The sequence below is a fragment of the Nostoc sp. genome, from assembly GCF_036917315.1.
GTDB lineage: Bacteria > Cyanobacteriota > Cyanobacteriia > Cyanobacteriales > Nostocaceae > Nostoc.
Map to the genome: position 1 here is coordinate 1 of NZ_JBALDR010000033.1, position 22,525 is coordinate 22,525.

Annotated in this window: 19 protein-coding genes, 29 tRNA genes and 1 pseudogene; 9 read left to right on the forward strand and 40 right to left on the reverse strand. The window is 42.7% G+C overall.

The window, feature by feature from the left end; all coding sequences use genetic code 11:
• Positions 1-91: 91 nt before the first annotated feature.
• The 28 genes from V7K84_RS15165 to V7K84_RS15300 form a co-directional block, all read right to left on the reverse strand.
• Positions 92-163 (reverse strand) — tRNA-His (locus V7K84_RS15165).
• Positions 164-170: 7 nt separating this feature from the next.
• A tRNA-Ala gene (locus V7K84_RS15170) sits at positions 171-244 on the reverse strand.
• A 5-nt stretch (positions 245-249) separates the two neighbouring features.
• Positions 250-326 (reverse strand) — tRNA-Ala (locus V7K84_RS15175).
• A gap of 5 nt (positions 327-331) precedes the next feature.
• Positions 332-405 (reverse strand) — tRNA-Arg (locus V7K84_RS15180).
• Positions 406-411: 6 nt separating this feature from the next.
• Positions 412-487 (reverse strand) — tRNA-Val (locus V7K84_RS15185).
• 5 nt (positions 488-492) lie between these two features.
• Positions 493-564 (reverse strand) — tRNA-Gly (locus V7K84_RS15190).
• An 8-nt stretch (positions 565-572) separates the two neighbouring features.
• Positions 573-643 (reverse strand) — tRNA-Gly (locus tag V7K84_RS15195).
• Between the two features lie 4 nt (positions 644-647).
• Positions 648-720 (reverse strand) — tRNA-Thr (locus tag V7K84_RS15200).
• Positions 721-728: 8 nt separating this feature from the next.
• Positions 729-805, reverse strand: a tRNA-Met gene (locus tag V7K84_RS15205).
• Positions 806-815: 10 nt separating this feature from the next.
• A tRNA-Leu gene (locus V7K84_RS15210) sits at positions 816-888 on the reverse strand.
• A 46-nt stretch (positions 889-934) separates the two neighbouring features.
• A tRNA-Leu gene (locus tag V7K84_RS15215) sits at positions 935-1,011 on the reverse strand.
• 4 nt (positions 1,012-1,015) lie between these two features.
• Positions 1,016-1,089: transfer RNA gene (locus tag V7K84_RS15220), tRNA-Leu, on the reverse strand.
• 3 nt (positions 1,090-1,092) lie between these two features.
• Positions 1,093-1,165: transfer RNA gene (locus V7K84_RS15225), tRNA-Pro, on the reverse strand.
• Position 1,166: 1 nt separating this feature from the next.
• Positions 1,167-1,244 (reverse strand) — tRNA-Leu (locus V7K84_RS15230).
• 6 nt (positions 1,245-1,250) lie between these two features.
• Positions 1,251-1,327 (reverse strand) — tRNA-Leu (locus V7K84_RS15235).
• A 5-nt stretch (positions 1,328-1,332) separates the two neighbouring features.
• Positions 1,333-1,408: transfer RNA gene (locus V7K84_RS15240), tRNA-Gln, on the reverse strand.
• 3 nt (positions 1,409-1,411) lie between these two features.
• Positions 1,412-1,484, reverse strand: a tRNA-Gln gene (locus V7K84_RS15245).
• 5 nt (positions 1,485-1,489) lie between these two features.
• Positions 1,490-1,564 (reverse strand) — tRNA-Asn (locus V7K84_RS15250).
• 6 nt (positions 1,565-1,570) lie between these two features.
• A tRNA-Phe gene (locus V7K84_RS15255) sits at positions 1,571-1,645 on the reverse strand.
• Between the two features lie 81 nt (positions 1,646-1,726).
• Positions 1,727-1,801: transfer RNA gene (locus V7K84_RS15260), tRNA-Arg, on the reverse strand.
• Positions 1,802-1,805: 4 nt separating this feature from the next.
• Positions 1,806-1,895, reverse strand: a tRNA-Ser gene (locus tag V7K84_RS15265).
• Positions 1,896-1,899: 4 nt separating this feature from the next.
• Positions 1,900-1,982, reverse strand: a tRNA-Tyr gene (locus tag V7K84_RS15270).
• A gap of 7 nt (positions 1,983-1,989) precedes the next feature.
• Positions 1,990-2,060: transfer RNA gene (locus V7K84_RS15275), tRNA-Glu, on the reverse strand.
• A gap of 65 nt (positions 2,061-2,125) precedes the next feature.
• Positions 2,126-2,197: transfer RNA gene (locus V7K84_RS15280), tRNA-Trp, on the reverse strand.
• A gap of 3 nt (positions 2,198-2,200) precedes the next feature.
• A tRNA-Met gene (locus V7K84_RS15285) sits at positions 2,201-2,276 on the reverse strand.
• 4 nt (positions 2,277-2,280) lie between these two features.
• Positions 2,281-2,354 (reverse strand) — tRNA-Cys (locus V7K84_RS15290).
• Between the two features lie 3 nt (positions 2,355-2,357).
• A tRNA-Glu gene (locus tag V7K84_RS15295) sits at positions 2,358-2,434 on the reverse strand.
• Positions 2,435-2,438: 4 nt separating this feature from the next.
• Positions 2,439-2,512, reverse strand: a tRNA-Asp gene (locus tag V7K84_RS15300).
• A gap of 162 nt (positions 2,513-2,674) precedes the next feature.
• On the opposite strand from V7K84_RS15300, the gene V7K84_RS15305 reads away from it, so the two are divergent.
• Entirely contained in the window at positions 2,675-2,815 is a 141-nt protein-coding gene (locus tag V7K84_RS15305) for a hypothetical protein (RefSeq protein WP_334839226.1), read from the forward strand.
• A gap of 199 nt (positions 2,816-3,014) precedes the next feature.
• A complete protein-coding gene (locus tag V7K84_RS15310; RefSeq protein WP_334839228.1) occupies positions 3,015-3,863 on the forward strand; it encodes a polysaccharide deacetylase family protein in 849 nt (282 codons plus the stop codon).
• A 33-nt stretch (positions 3,864-3,896) separates the two neighbouring features.
• Here V7K84_RS15310 and V7K84_RS15315 read toward each other — a convergent pair whose 3' ends face one another.
• Positions 3,897-4,286: an alr0857 family protein gene (locus V7K84_RS15315; RefSeq protein WP_334839229.1), complete on the reverse strand. Its 390-nt coding sequence runs from the start codon at positions 4,284-4,286 to the stop codon at positions 3,897-3,899.
• A gap of 16 nt (positions 4,287-4,302) precedes the next feature.
• Positions 4,303-4,809 carry an HNH endonuclease gene (locus V7K84_RS15320; RefSeq protein WP_322689471.1) on the reverse strand — a complete coding sequence of 169 codons (507 nt, stop codon included), beginning with the start codon at positions 4,807-4,809 and terminating at the stop codon, positions 4,303-4,305.
• A 437-nt stretch (positions 4,810-5,246) separates the two neighbouring features.
• On the opposite strand from V7K84_RS15320, the gene V7K84_RS15325 reads away from it, so the two are divergent.
• The 3 genes from V7K84_RS15325 (at position 5,247) to V7K84_RS15335 (ending at position 9,059) form a co-directional block, all read left to right on the forward strand.
• The gene (locus tag V7K84_RS15325) at positions 5,247-5,582 is read left to right on the forward strand and encodes a hypothetical protein (RefSeq protein ID WP_094347436.1); all 336 of its coding nucleotides are present in this window, start codon (positions 5,247-5,249) and stop codon (positions 5,580-5,582) included.
• 862 nt (positions 5,583-6,444) lie between these two features.
• Positions 6,445-8,463, forward strand: coding sequence for a GAF domain-containing sensor histidine kinase (locus V7K84_RS15330; protein ID WP_442940957.1), 2,019 nt, complete (start codon positions 6,445-6,447; stop codon positions 8,461-8,463).
• 8 nt (positions 8,464-8,471) lie between these two features.
• Positions 8,472-9,059 (forward strand): SRPBCC family protein, encoded by a 588-nt coding sequence (locus V7K84_RS15335; protein WP_334839231.1) that lies wholly within the window; start codon positions 8,472-8,474, stop codon positions 9,057-9,059.
• Positions 9,060-9,152: 93 nt separating this feature from the next.
• Here the strand turns inward: V7K84_RS15335 and V7K84_RS15340 are convergent.
• Positions 9,153-9,225 (reverse strand) — tRNA-Glu (locus V7K84_RS15340).
• Positions 9,226-9,551: 326 nt separating this feature from the next.
• On the opposite strand from V7K84_RS15340, the gene V7K84_RS15345 reads away from it, so the two are divergent.
• Complete coding sequence (locus V7K84_RS15345; RefSeq protein ID WP_334839233.1) at positions 9,552-11,471, forward strand: cation:proton antiporter; 1,920 nt, start codon at positions 9,552-9,554, stop codon at positions 11,469-11,471.
• A gap of 159 nt (positions 11,472-11,630) precedes the next feature.
• Here the strand turns inward: V7K84_RS15345 and V7K84_RS15350 are convergent, their stop codons facing one another.
• Complete coding sequence (locus tag V7K84_RS15350; RefSeq protein WP_334839234.1) at positions 11,631-12,263, reverse strand: cytochrome b N-terminal domain-containing protein; 633 nt, start codon at positions 12,261-12,263, stop codon at positions 11,631-11,633.
• Between the two features lie 100 nt (positions 12,264-12,363).
• Positions 12,364-13,059, reverse strand: coding sequence for an esterase/lipase family protein (locus tag V7K84_RS15355; RefSeq protein WP_334839235.1), 696 nt, complete (start codon positions 13,057-13,059; stop codon positions 12,364-12,366).
• A gap of 615 nt (positions 13,060-13,674) precedes the next feature.
• On the opposite strand from V7K84_RS15355, the gene V7K84_RS15360 reads away from it, so the two are divergent.
• Together V7K84_RS15360 and V7K84_RS15365 are read left to right on the forward strand one after the other, a co-directional pair.
• The gene (locus tag V7K84_RS15360; protein ID WP_334839236.1) at positions 13,675-15,195 is read left to right on the forward strand and encodes a hypothetical protein; all 1,521 of its coding nucleotides are present in this window, start codon (positions 13,675-13,677) and stop codon (positions 15,193-15,195) included.
• 196 nt (positions 15,196-15,391) lie between these two features.
• Positions 15,392-15,529 carry a hypothetical protein gene (locus V7K84_RS15365; RefSeq protein WP_334839238.1) on the forward strand — a complete coding sequence of 46 codons (138 nt, stop codon included), beginning with the start codon at positions 15,392-15,394 and terminating at the stop codon, positions 15,527-15,529.
• A gap of 62 nt (positions 15,530-15,591) precedes the next feature.
• On the opposite strand, the gene petJ is transcribed toward V7K84_RS15365, so the two are convergent.
• The 6 genes from petJ to V7K84_RS15395 form a co-directional block, all read right to left on the reverse strand.
• The gene (petJ, locus tag V7K84_RS15370; RefSeq protein ID WP_334839239.1) at positions 15,592-15,936 is read right to left on the reverse strand and encodes a cytochrome c6 PetJ; all 345 of its coding nucleotides are present in this window, start codon (positions 15,934-15,936) and stop codon (positions 15,592-15,594) included.
• Between the two features lie 244 nt (positions 15,937-16,180).
• Positions 16,181-16,600, reverse strand: a complete 420-nt coding sequence (gene petE, locus V7K84_RS15375; RefSeq protein WP_322710361.1) for a plastocyanin — start codon at positions 16,598-16,600, stop codon at positions 16,181-16,183.
• A gap of 250 nt (positions 16,601-16,850) precedes the next feature.
• Positions 16,851-17,342: a photosystem II cytochrome c-550 gene (gene psbV, locus V7K84_RS15380; protein ID WP_104908421.1), complete on the reverse strand. Its 492-nt coding sequence runs from the start codon at positions 17,340-17,342 to the stop codon at positions 16,851-16,853.
• A 133-nt stretch (positions 17,343-17,475) separates the two neighbouring features.
• Complete coding sequence (locus V7K84_RS15385; RefSeq protein ID WP_334717375.1) at positions 17,476-17,691, reverse strand: hypothetical protein; 216 nt, start codon at positions 17,689-17,691, stop codon at positions 17,476-17,478.
• A gap of 198 nt (positions 17,692-17,889) precedes the next feature.
• Entirely contained in the window at positions 17,890-18,726 is an 837-nt protein-coding gene (locus tag V7K84_RS15390) for a carbohydrate ABC transporter permease (protein WP_334839246.1), read from the reverse strand.
• Positions 18,723-19,631 (reverse strand): carbohydrate ABC transporter permease, encoded by a 909-nt coding sequence (locus V7K84_RS15395; RefSeq protein WP_334839247.1) that lies wholly within the window; start codon positions 19,629-19,631, stop codon positions 18,723-18,725. The genes V7K84_RS15390 and V7K84_RS15395 overlap by 4 nt, the downstream gene beginning before the upstream one ends.
• Before the next feature lie 247 nt (positions 19,632-19,878).
• On the opposite strand from V7K84_RS15395, the gene V7K84_RS15400 reads away from it, so the two are divergent.
• Positions 19,879-22,329, forward strand: coding sequence for an ATP-binding protein (locus V7K84_RS15400; RefSeq protein WP_334839249.1), 2,451 nt, complete (start codon positions 19,879-19,881; stop codon positions 22,327-22,329).
• A gap of 36 nt (positions 22,330-22,365) precedes the next feature.
• On the opposite strand, the pseudogene V7K84_RS15405 reads toward V7K84_RS15400, so the two are convergent.
• A pseudogene (locus tag V7K84_RS15405) lies at positions 22,366-22,525 on the reverse strand (IS630 family transposase); the annotation flags it as partial.

The window sequence follows — 22,525 nt, forward strand, 5'->3', positions numbered from 1 at the left end:
AGGCAAATACAGTACAAAACGTATTAAATTTAACTCTAGTCTTTCTGGTTAAGCTTTCGTTACATAGTTAGAAATTTTCCCGCCCACCTACTTATCTGACGGGGCTTGAACCCGCTATGACTGGTTCCACAAACCAGCGCCTCGACCACTTTGGCTTCAGACACCATCAGTGGAATCAATGGGAATTGAACCCATAACCTCCTGCTTGCAAGGCAGGCGCTCTAGCCATTTGAGCTATGACCCCATATTTGGTGGATACTGGTCGGAATTGAACCGACATTTTTCTAACAGCCAGTTAGACGCTTTACCAATTAAGCTACAGACCCATAGGCGGGAGTGGTAGGACTTGAACCCACAACTTTCGAGGTAGAAGCTCGAAGCTCTATTCCATTGAGCTACACTCCCAATATTTGGTAGTCCTGGCAGGATTTGAACCCGCAACATTCTTCTTGTAAGGAAGACACTCTACCAATTGAGTTACAGGACTACGCAAGCGAGTGGAGGGACTTGAACCCACGCACTGAGTATGGCGTACTCAGATGCTACCGATTACATCACACCCGCAAGTTCAGAGCGGACGGCGAGATTTGAACTCGCACGAAGACGGTGGAAACGTCTCATGCTGCCGTTACATCACACCCGCATCAAGCTGGTAACAGGAATTGAACCTGCAACCTACTGATTACAAGCCAGTTGCTCTGCCAATTGAGCTACACCAGCACTAATTTTGGTGACGGGGGCAGGAGTCGAACCTGCCGATGTTCAGGTTATGAGCCTGACGAGCCACCATTGCTCTATCCCCGCATATTCACCAATACCCCTGACTGGATTTGAACCAGCAACCTCTTCGTTCTAAGCGAAGCGCCTCTTCCGTTGGGCTACAAGGGTAAAGTCTGAGTGGCAGGGATTTAACCTGCGCCACACCCAGATATTTTGGTACTCCCGACAGGATTTGAACCTGCAAAAAACTAGATCCTCGGTCTAGTGCGTCTTCCGTTCCGCCACGAGAGCTTAGTGCCCCTGACAGGATTTGAACCTGCAAAATCTGGACTCTGATTCCAGCACGTATGCCAGTTCCGTCACAGGGGCATATCGGGATGGCAGGATTTGAACCTGCGACTCCATGCTCCCAAAGCATGGCTTCTGGCCGCTGAATTACATCCCGTTGGTACTCCTGGTGGGAGTCGAACCCACAACCAAACAGATTTTAAGTCTGTCACCTCTTCCAATTGGGCTACAGGAGCAAATTTTGGTACTCTTGGTGGGAATCGAACCCACAACATACCGTTTTTGAGACGGCAGCCTCTTCCAGTTGGGCTACAAGAGCAAGTTTGGCAGCCCCGCCAGGACTCGAACCTGGAATCTTCGCCTTCAAAGGGCGCTATGTTGCCAATTACACCACAGGGCTTTATTGCCAGGGCAGGGTTTGAACCTGCAACCTCATCGTTCAGAGCGATGCGACTTACCAATTCGTCCACCCGGCAATGAATGGCTGCCTCAGTAGGACTCGAACCTACAACCGCGCGGTTAACAGCCGCTTGCTCTACCGTTGAGCTATGAGGCAACGAAGCCCCCCAGGTCGGAATCGAACCGACGACCTCCTGTTCTTCAGACAGGCGCTAACTACCAACTGAGCTACCGGGGGATAAGGAGGAGAGATAGGTTTTACCCAGTAGACTGGTTTAATTCAACTCGAATCAGCCACCCCATCATCTCTCCCATATAACGAGAGTGGAGGGATTTGAACCCTCACGTCTTCAGTTTCGTAGACTGAGATGTTATCCAGTTACACCACACTCTCAAAACGGAGAGAACAGGATTTGAACCTGCGACGGGTATTAACTACCCGCTTCCTCTTAGCAGGAGGACGCTTTGAGCCACTCAGCCACCTCTCCACAGTGGGTCGAGCAGGATTTGAACCTGCGTGCAAAAAAGAACAGTTTTACAGACTGTCGCCTTCAGCCAGACTCGGCCACCGACCCATAATCATTCCCTCGACGAGAATTGAACTCGCATCTGTGCTTTGAAAGAACACTGACTTAACCATTAGTCCACAAGGGCATAATTTACCGAATTTTAGATTTTGGATTAAATTTATTAATTTAAAAAATCTAAAATTGTCTGACACAGGGACTAGGATTTGAACCTAGAACATCGGATTTGGAGTCACGAGGTGTTACCGTTACACCATCCCTGCATTTGGTGGCAGCGGCGGGATTTGCACCCGCATATACCAGGGTATGAACCTGGGGCTTTGCTGATTAAGCTACGCTGCGACAGAGGTCAGGGCGGGATTTGAACCCGCGCTAATCGGTTTTGCAGACCAACGCCTTCAACCACTTGGCTACCTGACCATTTGGGAGTCCTGACGAGATTCGCACTCGCAATCTTCAGCTTGAGAGGCTGACGGCTTAAACTATTCGCCTACAGGACTACAACCAGGGTGACGGGACTTGAACCCGCAACATTTCCGCAGACAACGGAACGCTCTAGCCAGTTGAGCTACACCCCGATTTTTGGGAATCTGTGCCTAAACTTTTAAGTTTTTAGGCACAGATTTTGTTGGTGAACTTGCCCATTTCTTATTTAGTTTTCAAGGTTCAGAAAATTTACTGTTAGAAACTGTTAGGAAAACAACCAACACTCTAGGTAGCAAGCCTGTTATGTATTACGGATGTATTCAGTGGTTTTGATGGGTGCAAACTTAGAACTTTTTTCGTTTCTTGCCTCTACTGCCGATGATTTGCAAGTAGAAACAGCTTTGTTGACTGGGGACTTTGGTTTATTCCAACGCCTGTCCTTTAGTTGGATGTAGAACATAAATTTGACTCTTGAGAAGCTTTGTCTTTCGCCTCACTACATATATACTACAAAATACTACAAGAGGTGTCAAGGGGTTTCAGAAAGTTTTTTTGAAATTGTCTAGAAAAGCTTCTGCGCTTAGATTTGACCTTGCTAAACCCTCTGAAAACTAAAACTACAGCTTATGATTGGTTGATCTTTAAAAGCCTGACGTGACAGACAACCACCTCAAGCGACAACAGATAATTAGTATTGTCGCGATCGCCTCTAGTATTACAGCTTGTAGTATTGCTCCAGGTATCTCCCCACAATCGGGGTTGAACCAGCCTTTAAGCAAAATCCATATTGCACAAGTTCAAGCTCATCCAGCAAAGGGCCAAATTAATGCCCAACTACCGCCAGCCAAAGTAGAAAACCCTACCTTTACAGTCCCAGTTAAATTTCAGGGAAAAACAGTTTATCAGGTGCATCCCAGGAATAACGAGAAGGTTATTGCTCTGGGCATTGATGATGGGCCCTGGCCGAAGACAACCCTAGAAATGCTGGACATCTTGAAGCAAAATGATGTTAAAGCAACATTCTTTTGGGTAGGACAAGCTTTAGAAGCAAATCCAGACTTAGCCAAGCGTGAAGTAGCCGAGGGACACGCCATTGGCAACCATACTTGGCATCATTGGTATCGGCGAATGGATGAAGCCACAGCCAAGAGTGAAATCGATCGCACAGCCGATTTGATATACAAAACTACAGGAGTCAAAACTTCTTTATTTCGTCCTCCTGGAGGCTTTTTAAATAACGGACTAGCCGCTTACGCCAAAAGCCAGAAAGACGCTGTAATTATGTGGTCGCTAACTTCAGCTGATACCGATCCTCACGCCAAACCGCAGGCATTTGTAAATAATGTCTTGAAAGGCGCGAAACCTGGTTCTATTGTTTTAATGCATGACGGTGGTGGCGATCGCCAAAGAACTGTAGAAGCTTTGCCACAAATCATTAGCGGACTCAAACAGCAAGGCTACCGATTTGTAACAATTCCTGAACTACTACAAATGGAGCAATAAAGGTGAGAAATTCTCCTCACCCTACTATTTCGTTTATTCGCTCATCACAGAAGCACAAGATTGAGCTTCCTGCCAAAGTTTGTGCAAAAAGAACTCAGCGCGATCGCTCATAGTGGTGACAAACACACCGACAGAATCCTTAGAACTAGCTGATAGCCAAGAACCCCGCAGGGTGACTTCCATATATTCGGCATCGCACGCACAGAGAGCAATGATTTCTCTGTCATCTCTTTTTACCTCAGACCTCAGCACTTCTACTCCTGGTAAATCAACAGGAAGCAAAAAGGAAGCAGTGCTGGGTTCAATGCACAAACTTTGCCCAACTCGCAGGGCTAAAATCACTCGTTGCGCTACCCATTCTTCTAGCGACAAAGTGACACATTCCAAATCAAAACTGCTTTCAGTGTAAGTTAATTTCAGCATTCCTTATGCTCTCCTGTTATTCCAGGTTTGCTTGCATATCTATCCAAAACTGTTCAGCAAAAGAAATCGCGGGGTGGATTGGCGCTTTTGGTTTGGTACGCAGTTGCATACCAGCTTCAAACAGTGTGCGATCGCCTTTACGGGAGTTACATCTTTCACAAGCTGCGACTACGTTATCCCAAGTGTGAGAACCGCCTTTAGAACGCGGCATCACATGATCTAGCGTTAGATGTTTGCTGCTGCCGCAATATTGGCAACTGTGATGGTCTCGTCGCAATACTTCTCGCCGATTCACTGGCGGAACTTTCCACATCCGCTCATTAGAAGTGATTGTCAAGCGAATATGTTTTGGCACATCAATTACCAAACTGGGTGAGTGAACTTGCCATCCGCTTTCTGTGGTAAAACCCAGCGGTTGCGCCTTGTTGGTTACTAACAGCACAATCGCCCGCTTGATATTGACCCGACATAGTGGCAAGTAATTTTGAGAAAACACCACCACAGATTGCTCTAACACTTGCATTGCGTTCGCGCCGCGCATGGAAGATATCGTCACAGCTTAACTCCTTATAAAAAAACCCCCGCTTCAAGTTTTGGATGAAGCGGGGGTTAGAATTGACCGGAAAATTTTCTGGTCTCATATCGGTACAGGATTCCTTCGCCTGTACCCCCCGCTTTTTTGATTTAGTTGTGGTTTTGCAATTAGTGCACTAAAGCCTACATACTTATAATCATCATTGCCCTCTGTGATTTGCCCATGATTTCGGCTACCATCGCCCATAAATAAATACTCCACTTCCATAGCAGCTGATTCCCAATTGGTTCGGCAATTGGTAACGCACAAAATTGAAGTAAAGATGGGGTAAATGGATTTCACAGAAAATTTCACCTATTGAACATTCCTTTAAACATACTACACTTGTATTACTATCCTGTCTATACCTTTAAGGAGAAAAACTGATGCATACGATCGCTCGCACCCCAACCACCGATATGGAAGTTACCAGCATTCGCCTAGAACGGGAACTCAAAGATAAACTCAAAGAAATAGCTGGGAATCAGGGATATCAAGCTCTGATCCGAGATATCCTTTGGAATTATGTCCAGCAAAAATCAGGTGAGTGGAAGCCTCGATTTTCGCGATCCGACATTCGAGCTAGCATAGCTGCCACAGCTCAGCAAGAAGAACGCTGTGTGCTTACAGGTCAACTAATTCAACCCCAAGAACCGATGTTGTTAGGACTAACGAGGAATGGCGATATGGTTCCTCTGAGTGTCGAGAGCTTGGCTGGATAAACTTCGTCCATTTTGAAACCTGGTGTAGGGCGGGCCGAAAAGCCCGCCACTACCACCAGAAAGTACAAAATGCTCTTACTACTTTAAAAAATATAGTTCTGAAAATAGATGTGGTTTTTTTATATTCAGACGAATGCAGCCTAGTTATTTTTACTCATAACTGGGCTGCATTCACAATTTAGCCAGAACTACCGCAACCTCTAGTGAGCAAGAATTTATTTAAATTTAAGCTCTACTCCAAATTTCTGCCATAGGTTGGGAACAAGACGCTTACGAACTCGCTATTATAGTTACGCTATCAGTGTAGATCGGGTCTGAACACGAGTGCGTCTCGTTGATGCACCCTCTCCTAGAGAAGAGAAGCTTACACTGCAAGAGCAACCTCTTCGTGTTTCCTTTACTTTTGTTGATATTTTACTGAGAGTTACGGAGATCGAGGAGTAGCTTGTTAAACCTACTAGTTTTTTCAAGAAATGTAATAAAGCTTTATAAAGCAAGTTACGTAATTTTACGCCCTCAAAAGGGGAATTTTGCTGTAATTCCAGAGAAATTACGGTTTATGTATACTTACAGACAAGATAAAGTTAGTGCATTATTTCAAAATAGAGCAGTTAAAAATAAGCTAACTTAAGCATTTATAGGATATCTTGAGTATTCTATTACTTATGTACCAATGTAGCAATTTGCTTGATACAGTGGAAACTTGGCCATCTGAGATAGAAAAGGGCTATAACAGGTGAGAGAAAGTATTCACAAAAAATTTGTCAATTATTCAGGGTGTAGCAACACAACTAACGGTGAAGAATATGCCAAGAGGTTGGGTGCAAGAACAATGGGGTTATTATCCGAGGGCGTGCCAGAAATGAAAAAGCCTTTATCATCGCCGCCACATTACATAGATGACATAGATCGACTACAACCTTACCAAGTCAAGCTGATGCAGCATCAGGAAGAACCTGCCCGCGAGTTGGTACAAAAAATTAACCAAATCATTGCTAATAGCTCTGCTACGGCTTTGATGCTGCAAGAGATTGCCCAATTGCTAGGGGTTGCTTTTCAAGTAGATTGCTGCTGCTTGGTTTCAGTGGCGAATGAGACATCCGACGAAGCAACTACGACTAACTGGTGCGCTGATGAGTATCTAGGGTTGCCGCACCCAGAAGAAATGTTTTCGATGGAACAGTTGCTTATGCACTCGCCAGTGCTGCAATGCGCTGCCCAACCATTGACTATTGAAGACATTTCCATAATTCAGAATAGTCTGGTAATTGGGTGCCAATATTTACCACTACCCATAAAAGCGGTTTTGGCAATTCCGACTCGGTTTGGTGGCAATAATAATGGAGTGATTAATCTGATTAAATTCCAACCTTATGAATGGAGTGAATCAGAAAAACAATTGCTCAAAGAAGTGGAGTCAGCTTGCGCGATCGCTTTTTCTGGAGTGGCACAAGCTCAACAAATTACTCATCAAGAGCAGTCCCTGCAAAAAAGCAAGCACCATCAAAGCTTGATCAAGCAATTAACCCTATTGAGTCGTAGCAACTTGGAGCTGAATCAAATGCTCCAGTTAGTTATCGCCTCGACAGCCGAATCTCTACAGGCAGATCGGGGTTTGCTCATCTTACTAAAATATACAGATCCACTATTTAAGACTCAAGCCAAAAAACAAATCCCCAAAGCGAAAGCTAGTGTAATCGCCCAATGGGCTAGAGAAACACAAAATTCTGGCACTAGTAAACCAGACACCTTAGCTCAGTCTTTCTTGATTTCAGACTGTGGTTTATGCCAGCGTGCCTTCATGGATTCTGGAAAACCAGTAATCTTCCATGACTATACAGATCAAAACGATACCTTAACAGCTTCTCCATTATTTGCGATAGAGAAATTGCCTGCGGTACTTTTAGTGCCATTGGAAAGTCAAGGTAAAATTTTAGGATTCTTGGTGCTACAGCAATCTGTGATTCGCAATTGGCAACCAGAAGAATTAAATCTTGTGGAAATGGTTTGCGCTCAAATGAGTAACGCCATAATTCAGTCACAGACATTGCGTCAAGTGCAAACTTTGGTAGACGATCGGACGGCGAAACTCCAGAGTAGTATAGAACTCCAAGCGAAATTGCATGAAAGAACCCGGCAGTATGTCGAGCAACTGCGGAAACTTAATGAACTCAAAGATGAATTTTTGAGTAACATGAGCGATCGCTTACGCTATCCTTTGACAAATATGCTGATGTCAATAAAAAACTTGCGTTTGCCAGGAATAACACCAGAGCGTCAGGGTAGATATCTGGATATTCTTGAGCAGGAATGTTCAAAGGAAATCAACTTGATTAATGACTTGTTGACACTCCAAAAGCTAGAGTCGCCTCATGAAGCCCCGCAATTAGAATCTATAGATTTAAATACTAGAATTCAAGATATAGCAGCATCTTTCGAGAAAAAACTTGGCGAAAAAGGATTAAGAATTTCTATAGATTTGCCGGAAGAATCGCTCAAACTGCAAACGGAACTGGAGAGTTTTGACCGTATCCTGCAAGAATTATTAACGAATGCCTGTAAATACTCAGAACCTGATACAATAGTCTGCCTTGAAGCGGCTCACCGAGTCGATCAACAAATCGATCAAGTTATCATGAAGGTGACGAATACAGGACGTGCCATCTCTGAAGAAGAAGCGACCTACATCTTTGATAAGTTCCGTCGGGGAAAAGGGCGCTGGACTCCAGGAACTGGCTTGGGACTTGCTTTAGTCAAGTCTTTAGTGCAGCATCTGAATGGAGCGATCGCTGTTGAAAGTCTCCCCATTTCGGATTCTGAACAGAGCGAAATTTGCTTCACCTTGACTCTGCCCCAATTTTCTGACGAAAGCAAACCATAATTCTGAAAGTGACTAAAAAACAGAACACAACAGAGAACCCTGATTTGCAGTCTTCCACTGATGACACCAACCTAGAAGGGGATTTGCTTGCTCAGGTAGAAATTCAAATTGAGAAAATAGCAGAGCGACAGCGGCAAATCAGTGCTAAAGTCCAAATTCCCCACCCAGTGGAGCAAATCTGGAAGGTTCTGACAAATTATGAAGCCTTACCTGACTTCCTCCCCAACCTCGCTAAGAGTTGTCTAATTGAGCATCCCGATGGTGGGATTCGACTGGAGCAAGTAGGCTCCCAGCGCTTACTGAATTTCAATTTTTCTGCGCGGGTAGTTCTGGATTTGGAAGAATGCTTCCCTAAAGCAATTAATTTCCGCATGGTAGAGGGAGATTTTAAAGGCTTTTCTGGTAGCTGGTGCTTAGAGCCTTATTCTTTCGGTGAGTATCTAGGAACAAATCTGTCCTACACAATTCAAGTTTGGCCTAAACTCACTATGCCAGTGGGAATTATTGAAAATCGTCTGAGCAAAGATTTGCGGTTAAATCTTTTGGCTATTCACCAACGTGTAGAAGAGCTAGCCAGTAAAGAACCGTATGCATAATAACAATTAAACCATCATTCAGGGTATTCCTGGATGATGGTTTTTATTGCTAGATTTCAAACAAAAAAGCTTTTGCTTTTTATTGTTTTTAAGTACCCCCAGGGGAATTCGAATCCCCGTTACCTCCGTGAAAGGGAGGTGTCCTAGGCCTCTAGACGATGGGGGCATCGGACTCAGACCTTTTATAAGTTAACCAATTTTTTTGCTCTTGTCAACAGGTTTTGCCAAAAAAAGTTTGTGGCAGCTAAACTGGGTGGAAGCAAAAGCTTGAAGAGGATACAAAGATATGGAGACAGATAAAAAAGTCCGTAGATACTTCTGCGGTCAGCCGCAGGGTGTGTCAGCCTTGGGCGCTGGGAATTTCGGGGTATACACATATCTAACAAACGCTGAAGACAGCAAGGAACAAAGGGTATGATGTTGTACCCTGTAGAGTTAATATCTACGGTTTTTTACAAGAGATTTTGAAATAAATCGCTCAAAATCTACAATATGGAAGCATCTTTTGAAATCACCATACAGATGGCGATCGCTGTCTTTGCAGGTATTAGCGCCCAAGTGCTGGCTGCATACCTTCGTGTACCCAGCATCGTCTTGTTATTGCTGTTGGGCATTTTGTTTGGCTCCGATGGCATAGGGCTATTGCATCCCCATTCGCTAGGCACTGGACTGGAAGTTATAGTCGCTCTAGCAACGGCAATCATTTTGTTTGAAGGCGGACTTAACTTGGATCTGCGTGAGTTAGGTAGAGTTTCAGTCAGCCTACAATTGCTCGTCACTCAAGGAACGCTAATCACCCTACTTGGCGGGAGTATGGCTGCTCACTGGCTGGGTGAATTTCCCTGGAACATAGCTTTTCTCTATGCTTCCATAGTCGTGGTGACAGGCCCAACTGTTGTTGGCCCATTGCTCAAACAAATCAATGTAGATCGACAAGTGGCAACACTTTTGGAAGGAGAAGGGGTTTTAATTGACCCTGTAGGGGCTATCCTCGCCTTCGTTGTCCTCGATACGATTTTGAACGGCGATGCTGACCCGATCAATGCGATCGTCGGTTTACTTATACGTCTGGGTGTGGGAGCAGCCATTGGTGGTGCTGGCGGTTATCTGATGAGTTTGATTTTCAAACGCGCCAGTTTTCTGTCATTTGAGCTAAAAAACTTAGTGGTGTTGGCGATACTTTGGAGCTTGTTTACCTTATCGCAGATGATCCGCAGTGAATCGGGAGTCATGACAACAGTAGTTGCAGGAGCAGTCTTTGCTAACTCCTCAGTGCCGGAAGAACGTCTGTTACGCAGCTTTAAAGGTCAGCTGACAATCCTCAGCGTTTCGGTGCTATTTATCTTATTAGCTGCTGACCTATCCATTGCCAGTGTGTTTGCTTTGGGTTGGGGTAGTTTATTCACCGTTTTGGTACTAATGTTTGTCGTTCGCCCGATTAATATCTTGTTGTGTACCTGGAACAGTGACTTAAACTGGCGACAGAAACTGTTTTTAAGCTGGGTTGCTCCGAGAGGAATTGTTGCCGCCTCTGTAGCTTCTTTTTTTGCGATTTCGTTGACACAGCGAGGCATTAACGGCGGTGATTCCATCAAAGCTTTAGTTTTCCTCACAATTATCATGACTGTTGTCTGCCAAGGGCTAACAGCTGGCTGGGTTGCTAAATGGCTGCAAATCACCTCTAAGGACGTAACTGGGGCAGTGATTGTGGGTTGTAATCCCTTGAGTCTTGTGATTGCCCGCTTCTTTCAAGAACGGGGAGAAAATGTGGTGATGATTGATACTGACCCCGAATGTCTTGTGCAAGCAGAGGCGCAAAATCTCCGGGTTATTGCCAGCAGTGCGCTGGATGCTGCTGTTTTAGAAGAGGCAGGACTTGCTTCTATAGGTACTTTTTTGGCTATGACAAGTAATGGGGAGGTGAATTTTGTTTTGGCTCAAAGAGCAGCTGAAGAGTTTAAACCCCCACGCGTCCTAGCTGTTTTTCCCCGCGATCCGCAAGCTAGTATGTCGGCTAATAATAAAGTTAATCAAGCTTTTATCCCAGACTTAGCGATTAAAACTTGGAATGAGTATTTGAATGATGGGCGGGTGAAGTTGGGGACAACTACGCTAGATGAGTTGGAGTTTTCGACTCAATGCGATCGCATCCAAGAAAAGATTCGGACTGGAGTGTTGATACCGTTATTGATAGAACGAGCAGAACGCTTACAAGTAATGCCAGCGAACCAAGATTGGGAAATTGGCGATCGCATTATTTATCTATTGCATGACCCCAGACCTAGCCTTTTAAAACGCTTATCTGGTGCTACCCAATCCACTCCCCTCTCTCTAGAAAAGTTACCAGAGGTTGAAGACCTATCCCTCGCCCAATTATCTCAACTTTCTACTAGTGAGGCTTCTGGGGGATGAGGGGCAGGGGAGCAGGGGAGCAGAGGAGCAGAGGGGCAGAGGGGCAGAGGGGCAGAGGGGGACAAGGGGAAATTATTGAACAAGTCTCTCCGTTATCTTCCCCATTTACCTTGTCTCTTCCTTATACTCATTGCCCTTTTACTCCTCTTTGGCTCTTTATTAGCCTTGAGAAGGAATAAATTCGCTTTCTGATTTTGGCGCTTCTTGATACATTTGCCATTCTTGCCAGAGTAAAGCAGACAAATGTACTATGGCGAGAATTAGCGTCGCTACCGAAATCAGATAACTGTGGATTGTGTAAAGGTGTTCGACGGTAATTGTGTTAATGGCTCCACCACCAGTCAGGATTTCGCGCAGTTGCCCACCAATCAAAGGAATGGCTTCGATGGTTCCTAGCTCAATGCTAAAACGCCAGTACCCTTCCTGAGTCCAATCTAAAATCATCGCTGTCCAATCCAGCCCGATCGCACTTAGGGTTAACAAAACCACACTAATCCAAGCAGCCAGCCAACTCTTGCGAAATTGCCGACCTAAAAACATCACCACAATTTGAATGAGAGCGATCGCAATTACCCCGTTACCAGCAATTTCATGCGCTCTCCAAAACAACCAACCGTATGGCAGTTGTGTATTAATCATCTTCAATGAGTTATAAGCTCCGCCTGCTGTCGGTTCATAGTAAAAAGACAGCAAAACTCCGGTAGAGACATAAATTAAACACAGAGTGAAAATCACGACTGATAATATCGTCGCTATTCTTCGCAAAATCTTATCAAACTGGGTGCTTTGCATGGCTCACCCCTCCTGTTCTTAACTAAGTATTTATTCTTATTACAATTTTAGCTAAGAAATTTTAATAAATTTTACTTTCCTTATATAAAAATAAAGTTTTTTAAATCAAATATTGCACCCAAGCTTTTAAGGGTTCTGGTGAGCCATACCAAATTCCGGGACTTCTGGGAGAATGCTTGACACCTTCAATTACCAGATTTTCCGCTCCCTCCAAATGAGCAGCTTCAATGGGCGTAATGCCATCTCCCCATGTGTTACCCTTACCACAAGTTAATTGGTAGCTACTGTAAGCTAACCAACTACCAGGCCGCCTTTTCCCAAAGATAGTTTTGCCAGCTACACAAACGTAACGAACGTTTTTGTAAAACGCTCCTGGGTAGTTATTGGTGACAAAATCTAGATTGGAACGTGTCCAGCGTTCTTGGCTAATATGGGGTGTACCCAAGGTGATGAAAGTAGCAACCAAGGGATGCGCTTGCCAGAGAAATGGTTTGACATCACCGCTTGCCAAATAGGGCTTTTCTCCCATGTAAATGCGAGATATCCAACCTCCGGCTGAGTGACCAATTAAGTTAATTTGAGTAGCATTATGTTGCTGCAATATATGCTTAATCGTGCGGTCGAGTTGTTGCAAAATCGATATTACGGGTCTTACTCCCAGAGTGGGGAGCCAGTCACGCCGCCGCAGTGGGACTGTAACTGTGGGAAAATCTAAGTTTTGTAGGGATTGTTCTAGTTTACGATAAGCGATCGCACTTTCTAAATATCCAGGCAAAATAACTGTCGGTAACGGCATTTGAAATTTTGGATGCAATGATTGAGGGTTTGAACTTTTTTCACGAATAAGTAGTCATATTCAGGAGCTAGAATTGCGATCGCCTGACTCACTCCTTGGAAAAAAAACCAATAGCTTTGGTGAAATTTAAGGCTAGAATGTCAATAAAATTGTACAATTTGCAACAGTTTGAGGGGCTACCGATGTGGTAGTATTTTCAAATAGGGCCCAGTCTCGAACAAATACGTGTGTCATCTGTTACAGAAGTGTAGTTGACTGAAAAACAGTTTAAAAACAAGGCAACTTCGGCAGATGTTTTGATGTATTCAAACTTGTGCGTTTACTTAAACTTTATAAAACTCCTAGATATTAATTTTAATTGTGTGTGTCATAACAATAAAAAATCAAAATTAGTAATTTTTCAAATATCTCTTTAGCAAGCTCGAATTTTGAAAATTATGATACAGCGTCATTAGATTAATTAAAAACTTGAATAAATGGCAATTTTGGCGTTTTGATTGCCAACAGGGGAAGTTATTATTTCCTTATGAAGAACGCATATCTTGCAAGATATTGCAAAGTCGAAAAGAGAAAATCGCTAGTCAACTGCAACTGAGTGAGTGAACGATAACAGCCATGTCTTACGTCTCCCTGCTGAAAAATATACCAGAAATCTTAAGCCAGCCAATTGGGATAGCAGCTATAGCCTCCCTTGGTATCCACGGTGCGATCGCCATGATCGTACCATTGATGCCGATGGAGTCTAACAAGCCCAAAGAAACAGCATCATCCAAAACAGTCGGACTTTTGGAATTGAGTCAAGCTGACCAAAACCGTTTGCCGCAAAGCAGCCCCCAAATTGGTTTACAACAATTACCTCCAGTCGCCCCACTTGCTGCTTCAAACTTTAGCCTCCAACCGGGATTAACCCCATTAGCGCCATCGCCATCCGGCCAGTTGGTATTACCTCCACTACCCGCATCATCGAATAACTATCGAGTCTCTTCTTTGCCTACAAGGCAATCTTTGCGGATGATTCCTAGTGATAATTTGCGGTTTGATGCTTCTAAATTTGATAGTTCTAAATTTAATACCAGCGCTAGATTCTCTCAACCAGTTCCTCGTGTAAATGTGAATGAGAGTGTCGCCAAATACGAGCCACCTAAGCCGCTAGCTGTAAATAGGTTGCCAGAATTGCAGTCGCAGCAAATACCTGCCGATCTTCTGCGGAATCCCCAGCCTCCAATCTTATCTGACAGTACACCCGTTGCAACGGCACAGGTAAATCCGACTTCGCAGCCAATGACTTCGCAGCCAATGACGGAACCAATTCCTAATGCGTCGTCTACAATTGCTCAAAACCCACTGATAAATTCTCTAAAACAAGCTCCTAGGAATGGGGATACTTTAATTGGAACTAGGGGAAGCACGCTACAAACAGCGAATTTATCAACGAAGGGAACTCAACAGGCAATTGCACAGCTAGACTCTTACGCCAACCTGAGAAAGGAAGTCCAGCAACAATACCCCAACGCTGAACAAAAACCAGTCATCCGCCAAACATTATCCACAAATAAGTCAAATCTTGAAGGTGCTGTTTTGGGAGTATTGGTTGTCGATCCTGATGGTAAGGTCTTAGATATCAAATTTCAAGACAAGTTAATTTCCCCGGAATTGCAATTAAAAGCAAGGCAATACTTCAACAAGCAATCCCCCAAGGGTGATAAACAGATTAGTTCCTATCCATTCAACCTACGTTTCCAAAACAGCACGAGCAATCTAACTGGGATTACTCAAGAGCAAAACCCCTCGTCATTATCTGCACCGGGAATCAATAACAATCAGATTACCCCCTCACCAGCAGCTACTTTTAAACCATTACCTAATTTCCAAATCAGAAATAACCCGCCTACGTCCTCACCAACAGGTACTCTCAAACCATTAACTACACCAGCAGCTACTCCCAAACCATTATCTGAACTGCAAATTAAAAATAACCAGTCTACGCCTTCATCGGCAGCTACTACTTCTGAACCTTTATTGTTGCCAAAAATCAATCAGGGTCAGTCTACATCTGCTGCTGAATCGGATAAAAAATTAGTAGAACGGTTGCGCGAAGTCAAGGAAAACAGACAAAAGTCTAATCCAGAAAAATAATCGCCCGTTGATAATTTCGGATTCAGGTAGGGGTAATTTATCTAGACGCATTTGCAGCGTCTGATAAAGAAGCGGCTACTCTACGAGTTCTCAACTGGAGTAACCGCAGGGTACTGTCCCTATCTGAAAAATTTTTGCATAAGTCCTGTTTAAAATACAATACGTTTGGGTTAAGGGTTATTGGTGTAGTTTCAAGATGCGATTCATCGCGTCTCTACATCAGGGTGTTGGGTTTAAAATATTTTTTTTAGTAGTTGACGAACTAGCGATCGCTAATTTGTCATACATAATACTTAATTTAGAAATTCTCGAATGTTTTGGGGTGAGCGTCTAGCTTGTCAGTAATTAAAGATAGGCAAAACGCTCACCTCACAAAAACTATACGGTATAGCTACTTTACCAGCCTTGTTCCGCATTTTGAAAAACGTAAGCAGCTACCTCCAGAATCTCTTCAGAACTTAACTTGTCTTTAAAGGCAGGCATAGCATTTTTACCATTTTGCACTTGGTGGATAATCGCCTCGATTGAGTCTCGATCGTAATTTTCTAGGTACTTTGACAATGCTTCCTTTTTCAAGGTTTTCTGGCTGATAAGGATGTTACCGCCACCTATATGGCAAGAAGCGCAGTTAGCCTCGAAAATTTTAGCACCGTTGGATGTTTCGGCAGCTAGTGCCGGACTAATGAATGTAAATTTGAATAGGGCGATCGCCGACAGTAGAATTAATAAAAGTATTCTCAACAGTATTTCCTCGCAACAAGCCTCCAGCAAGAGTATAAACGCGATTAATCCCTGATTAAGTCAAATTTGATCAAAATTGGCGGTAACAAGTTCACTCCTCGATCGCTACAGATTGTTTAGCGTCTTAGGTAAGGATAGAACTCGTTACCGCCATTTCTGCATTTTGTGCGTCACTCTAGGAGTGTAGCGTGTGGCGATGAGCTAATTTCACTGAGTAATCATCTCGTGTCAAACGCTGGTGTTTCTAGCCTTGGACAGTAATTGTACCAACCATGCCAGCACCACGATGAGGTTCACAGTAGAAGGTGTAGTCACCAGCAGGCGCGTCTGCTGCAAAGGTGGTTGTTTCCTTTTGTCCAGGACTCATGAGCAACTTCTTGTGAGACAAAGATTTAGCTAAATCGGCGCTCTTAGAGGGGTTTTTGGCAGCATCAAACACAACATTATGGGGAGGAACTTTATTGTTCACCCATTCAATAGTGTCACCTGGTTTGATGGTCAACTTTTTCGGTTCAAATGCTAGCAGTCCTTTATCGCTACCCAATTTTACCTTGTAGGTTTCAGCCGAAGCACTGGGAGTAAAAACAGCAAAGCTGCTAACAACTAAAAGGATTGTCAACACAGCTAAACTAAGGCGTCGCCAGCTTGCCGAAATTAATTTCATAGCTCTCTCCTAACAAACAATTTTTTTCCCTTTCTCATTTTAAATAAAATCAACGTCAAAGTATGACAATCTGTCATATATCTATTTTTTTTTTAAGAATGGAGAGCAATTTATTGCAAAAAGCTATCCAATAAGCAGTAAATGGGGAATAGGGAACGGGGAATGGGGAATGGGGAATGGGGACTGAATTCTTCCCAATGCCCTATTCCCAATGCCCAATACCCTATTCCCAATGACTCAACTCCGGGATTTAGTAATAGATTTTTCCGCCTCCCCACTTAGTACCAACGATTTTGGGTTGTAAGAGAATATGACCCGCGATCGCCTCCAAGTCATCATCCGTCAGATTTCGCACTGCTGTGAAAATATCTGCGCTTTTGAGACTGGGGTGTATTTCGGAAATCTCTTCTTCCCCGTCGTAAGTAGTGGGATTTTTCAGGTAATCTACTAAACCTTCAATGTTGTTACGGTTAGGAGTTGCCAGTGCCAAGTCCTCTGGAGTGAGTCCCACGTTTTGATTTGTCTTGGTAACTCCACCAGCATGACATTGGGCGCAAGCGTAATTAAATAAGCGTTTGCCTTCTTTGACTTGTTTGAGGCTGAGTACAACGGTATCACCTTGAGTATTTAATGGCACTGTTCGGGTAGCTTTGTCTAGTTCCACTGCTGTCGCGCTACCGACAATCAACTGAAACGAGAGTAAAACAGTAGCCACAACAACGCCAATTAGTCTTATAAACATGTTTCCCCTTAAAGATTTTGACGCTCAACACAGCTAAGAACGCGATTCTCAATCTCCAAGCTGCTAATTGCTAATGACTCATTGTTTTTTATCATTAGCTATCAGTTATTAGCCAAAGTTCTGAGATAACCCTTCAGGTGACTTCGCGATCGTCCACTAAGTCGTTAGTACCTTTGGGGCATATTTCAGAGGATATTTGGGAAATAATTGCCTTTGCATCTTCTAACGCCAAACGGGTCTTTTGGTGTTTGTAGGCGATTCCCAGTTGGTTGCACAGAGAAAACACTTGTTCTACAGGAATGCTGTAGTCGGCTGCTATCTCTGCGATCGATAGGTCTGCAAAACCCATAATGCTTGTTTACTGATAGAGAGAGATTGAGTCGCTGTAATACCAATATCACGTTAGGAGTGCAATTTGTTGCCCAAAATACTGTTTGGGGAATGGGAGGGGAAAGAGAGCAGGGGGCAGGGGGCAGGGGAAGCGGGGGAAGTAGGGGAAGAATTTTTAACTTTTGACTAACGACTAATGACTAATGACTAATGCCTATTAACCTTTTCCCCCGGTGAAGGTGACGCTTTGAATAAAGTAACGATTAAAAAAGGCATAAATGCCTAAAGCTGGCAGGGTAAAGACCATAGAAGCCGCCATAATGTAGTTCCAATAGCTGATGTATTGACCTTTAAAGGTGTTCAGCCCCAAGGGGAGGGTAAACATTTCTGGGTCAAATAGGATAACTATAGGCAGTAAAAAATTATTCCAACTCCCCATGAAGACAAAAACCGCCTGTGCTGCTAGTGCTGGTTTTGCCAAAGGTAAGACAATGTGTCGAAAAATTCCAAAAGTATTTAAGCCATCGAGTTGAGCTGCTTCTTCTAGTTCTTTAGGAAAATTAACGAAAAACTGCCGCATCATGAAGATAAAAGTGGCATTCACCATGCTAGGAACAATCATGCCTTGGTAAGAATTTAGCCAGCCGATCGCTTTTAAAATCAAAAATGTCGGAATTAGGGTAATTTGCGTCGGTACTGCTAGTACTGCCAAAATTAGGAAGAACCAAAAGCGCTTGCCCACAAAGCGCAGTCTTGCCAAAGCATAACCAGCCATTGAATTTAACAACAAGTTTAAAAGCGTAACGCTGACAGCGATCGCTACACTGTTGAATAACCAGCGCCAAAACAGCGGTTCTTGGAGAAAGATTTGCCTGTAGTTGTCAAGAGTAAAATTCTTGGGGAGAAAGTTGGGTTCACCACTGACAATCTCTGTTAGCGGCTTAAATGATGCTGAAAGTGCCCAGAGAAAGGGTATTAGGGTAACGATGGCATAGAGTGTCAGTAAGACGTACAACAGGGCTTTGAGCCAACATAAGCCAGAGGAGTTAGTCAAATCCGTTCGCCTCCGAAAAGTCGCCGCTGAATCAAAGTGATGGCAATGATAACTGCTGCTAACAAAAATGCGATCGCAGCTGCATATCCCATTTGTAAATTCCGAAACACAGCTTGATAAATCAGCAGCACCACAGTTAAGGTAGCGTTGTTTGGCCCGCCAGTACCGCCAGAGAAGATGTAAGACTGGTCAAAAAGTTGAAAAGTCCCAATTACCCCCACTGTCGCCACAAAGAAGGTTACAGGCTTCAGCAAGGGAAGAGTAATGTGGATAAATTGCTGCCACCCATTTGCGCCATCAAGTTCCGCCGCCTCATAAAGCGTTTGGGGTATATCTTGCAACGCCGCCAGATAAATCACCATGAAAAACGGCGCAGTTGACCAAATGTTCATGAGCATAATGCCTTTGAGCGCAACTGCTGGATCGCCCAACCAGTTGTAAGTAGGTAGCCCCACAAATGCGAGAAAATCGTTTAGTAGCCCATCAGTGTTATAAATCCACATAAAGATGAGTGTCAGCACAGCTGAAGAAGTGACTGTGGGCAAAAAGTAGAGGATACGCCACCAATTTTTACCACGAATCCCAGAATTCAGAGTTACCGCCAGAATTAAAGCCAGGATAGTTTGAGTTGGTACAACAATGGCTACATATTCGGCTGTGTTTCTTAAAGCAATCCAAACCCGTTCATCTTCAGCTAATCGCGTGAAGTTGCGAAAACCGATGAATTCGTATTCAATACCACCAAGAAGTTGCACTTTTTGCAAAGAAAGAAAAACGGCGTAGAGGATTGGTAAGACTACAAAAGTTCCCAAAACTAGAATGGTGGGCATCATGAACATATACCCAGCCAAGTCTTCAGTGATGTTCCATCTGGAGTTCCTGCGCCGCCTGTTGATTTCAAACACTACTGAACCTCCGCTTAATCCCGCACTAACCCGACTGTAGCGATGGCTTGTGCATGATTATTTATCGTACTCCTGTACAAAAATATTTAACCTCATCAAATAATTCTCTACCTTTGGAAAGCGTAGATTAAAGCAGCAAGTCAAAAGACATCGCTTGTGTGAGTTAGCTGGATATGCAACTTAGGGAACTATATATTTAGCTTCCTTGGGGATGCTAATTAATCCGACTCAAGCAAGAGGACACAAAATGTCATATACAGCCTACTTACGTTCGATTAAAAATAAACTCCAGAGAACTGGTAAAACTCAAAAAAGCCTACGGGTCAAAAGTATCATAGAACAGTTTGGCTACCAGCGTAGAAGTCAATCATTCATAGATGATTTTAATACTGCTCTTGATGAATTGGGACTTTGTGCAACTCCTCAGTTGGATTTGCATATTCCGTTAGATACAAAAATAGCTATTTCTCTTAAAGGTGTAGAACCAATAAATCAAGTTGCTGAATCTGAATCAATTTCAGCCAAACTAACAGAGGCAATTTCAGTCAAGCATGATTTTTTCTACTACTTGTTTGATTTTGGATCTGAACAAGAATATGAAAGATTCCAAGCGTGTTTAGATTCTCACCAGCCAGTAGGTATTTTTTTGATTCCACAAGTAGAAGATTTCTTCTGTGATATTGTTCTCAAAATCTTTAATTATGAATTAATTAGAAAATCTCAGTATGGAGGATACAATAGTATACCCAAAGCTGCTACTAGGAAAATCCCTACAAGTATTGCCTCAGAAGATAAAGATTGTGAAGACGAACAAGAAAATCCTATCTCTGATGCTAGTATTTTTCAATTTTATCGCTCGACTATGACCAGCATTATACTTGGCAACACTGGTTTAGAGTTGCTTGATTATGAAAAATTCGATCGGCAGTTTGAACAAATATCCTTATATGCCAATAAATATAATTCCGAACAATTTTTTATTTTATTTCATTGTCCATCGGCATTAGAAATCCAAGCTCATCAGCAAGAAGATGCTTTAGGATATTTGGTAGATAAAGTTGCTAGTAAAATTCCTTTTACTTTTACTCTCAGGTGTAAATACCCAAATGAAGCCTCTATTGAACATAAAGAGGAAGTGTACGCCCATTTCCGTCTAATACTAGAACTTCCATATTATGAAATAGAGGAAGATGATGCATCTTTGCAAGATTACTTTGTCGAATTACAAAAGGCTCAAATCCAAGCTGAGTCTCAGTTATTGTTGAAGATGAAAGCTGAACATTTTTACACTCTGAAGTGGCAGCAGGAAAGTAAAGAATATATCTACCTTAAGTATTTTGCTATTAAAACTTTGGAAAGTCTAGGATATGGATTGTCTAATATCGGCTGTGAAGTTGAGTTGACTTCTAGGGATGAAGAAACAATCGATGAAGATACATCAGATGATGATGAAGAGTACCAAAGTGAAATTATAGAAGTCTATGTAAAAAATCAGGTAGTGGTTGAGATAGAAACTCTCAAATATCAAGAGTTTCAGGATAATAATCTCTTTTTAGATTCAATTAAACGAGTTTTGAGGAAATCAAAAGTATGGCCAAATCAACTAGAAAGCCTTTGGTTGGTAATTCCTGGTTTTGAGATAGCACGCAACTATTACCAACTTAAAAAAGTTAAGGAGATATTAGAATATAAGTTTTCTGGATATTATGGCGATCGCTTCCAAGTTGTAATCATGGCTCCTGATTATGAAAAACACCAATTAGTCCCAGTATCCTTTGACTCTATCGACTATCCATCTTTTAATTATGGAGCTAAAAAACCTAGTTTAGTACAAGCATATCCAATTACTAACCGCGTCAAAGAATTTAAACTTGATTTTAGCCAAGTACAAGGGCTGAATGAAGAAAAAGAGAAACTAACTAGACTCTTGAAGTTGCAATCTAAAGGATATAAGAGTTCAATTGGTGGAATTCTTTTCTATGGCTTACCGGGATGTGGTAAAACTTTACTAGCAAATGCCTTTGCTAATGAGTCTGGAAGATATTTCTTTAAGTTCTCTCCTGCCGATATTGTCAGTGTTTGGATAGGGCAAAGTCAAAAGAATATTCGAGATATCTTTGCTCAAGCTAAGAAAAAAGCTCCTTCACTTTTATTCATTGATGAGTTAGACAGTATTGGGTTTAATCGTAACGATGACAACGCACACACAGACCAAAAAGCGACTATTAACCAATTACTCATAGAACTAAATAATCTACAAAATAGTGATGTAATTGTCATCGCTGCTACTAACTATTTGAGTGGTATTGATAGTGCTTTGAAGCGTTCTGGTAGATTAGATTGGAAGATTCCTGTTTTTCCCCCCGATCGAGTAGAAAGAATAGATTTGTTCAAACACTACCTATCAAAAATTGATATGAATCAGCTAGTTAACTTTGAAATTCTAGCAGATAAAAGTGGGAGATTTACTTCATCAGATATTGAGTTGGTTTGCCGGGAAGTTAGAAATGCTATTCTTCTAGAAGAAATAAGTTCGGCTTTAACAACTTCAGATGTAATTACTTACATTAATAATCTACAAGATGGCGGTTTAAGTCTTAACGAAGGACAAGTCAAAGAATTTTTGGAAGAGTGTAGGAGAATGAGTGTAAAAAATAATAAGTTAGAAACTCTGAAATTAGAATGGGGATTGTATTAGCAATAGGCTGGCGATCGCTATTAAGCTGTTGTGCTTTTAATTTGCACAAACAGCATTTCCCTTGTTTTTTATTTTTCTTCCCCATTTAATAATAAGCTCTACATCATTTAAGAGTTTATTTAAGGTAGATTTTAGTTCACATACTGATTGAAACAGTCGATGAGCTATATATTCTTTACATGAATGCCAAACTAAT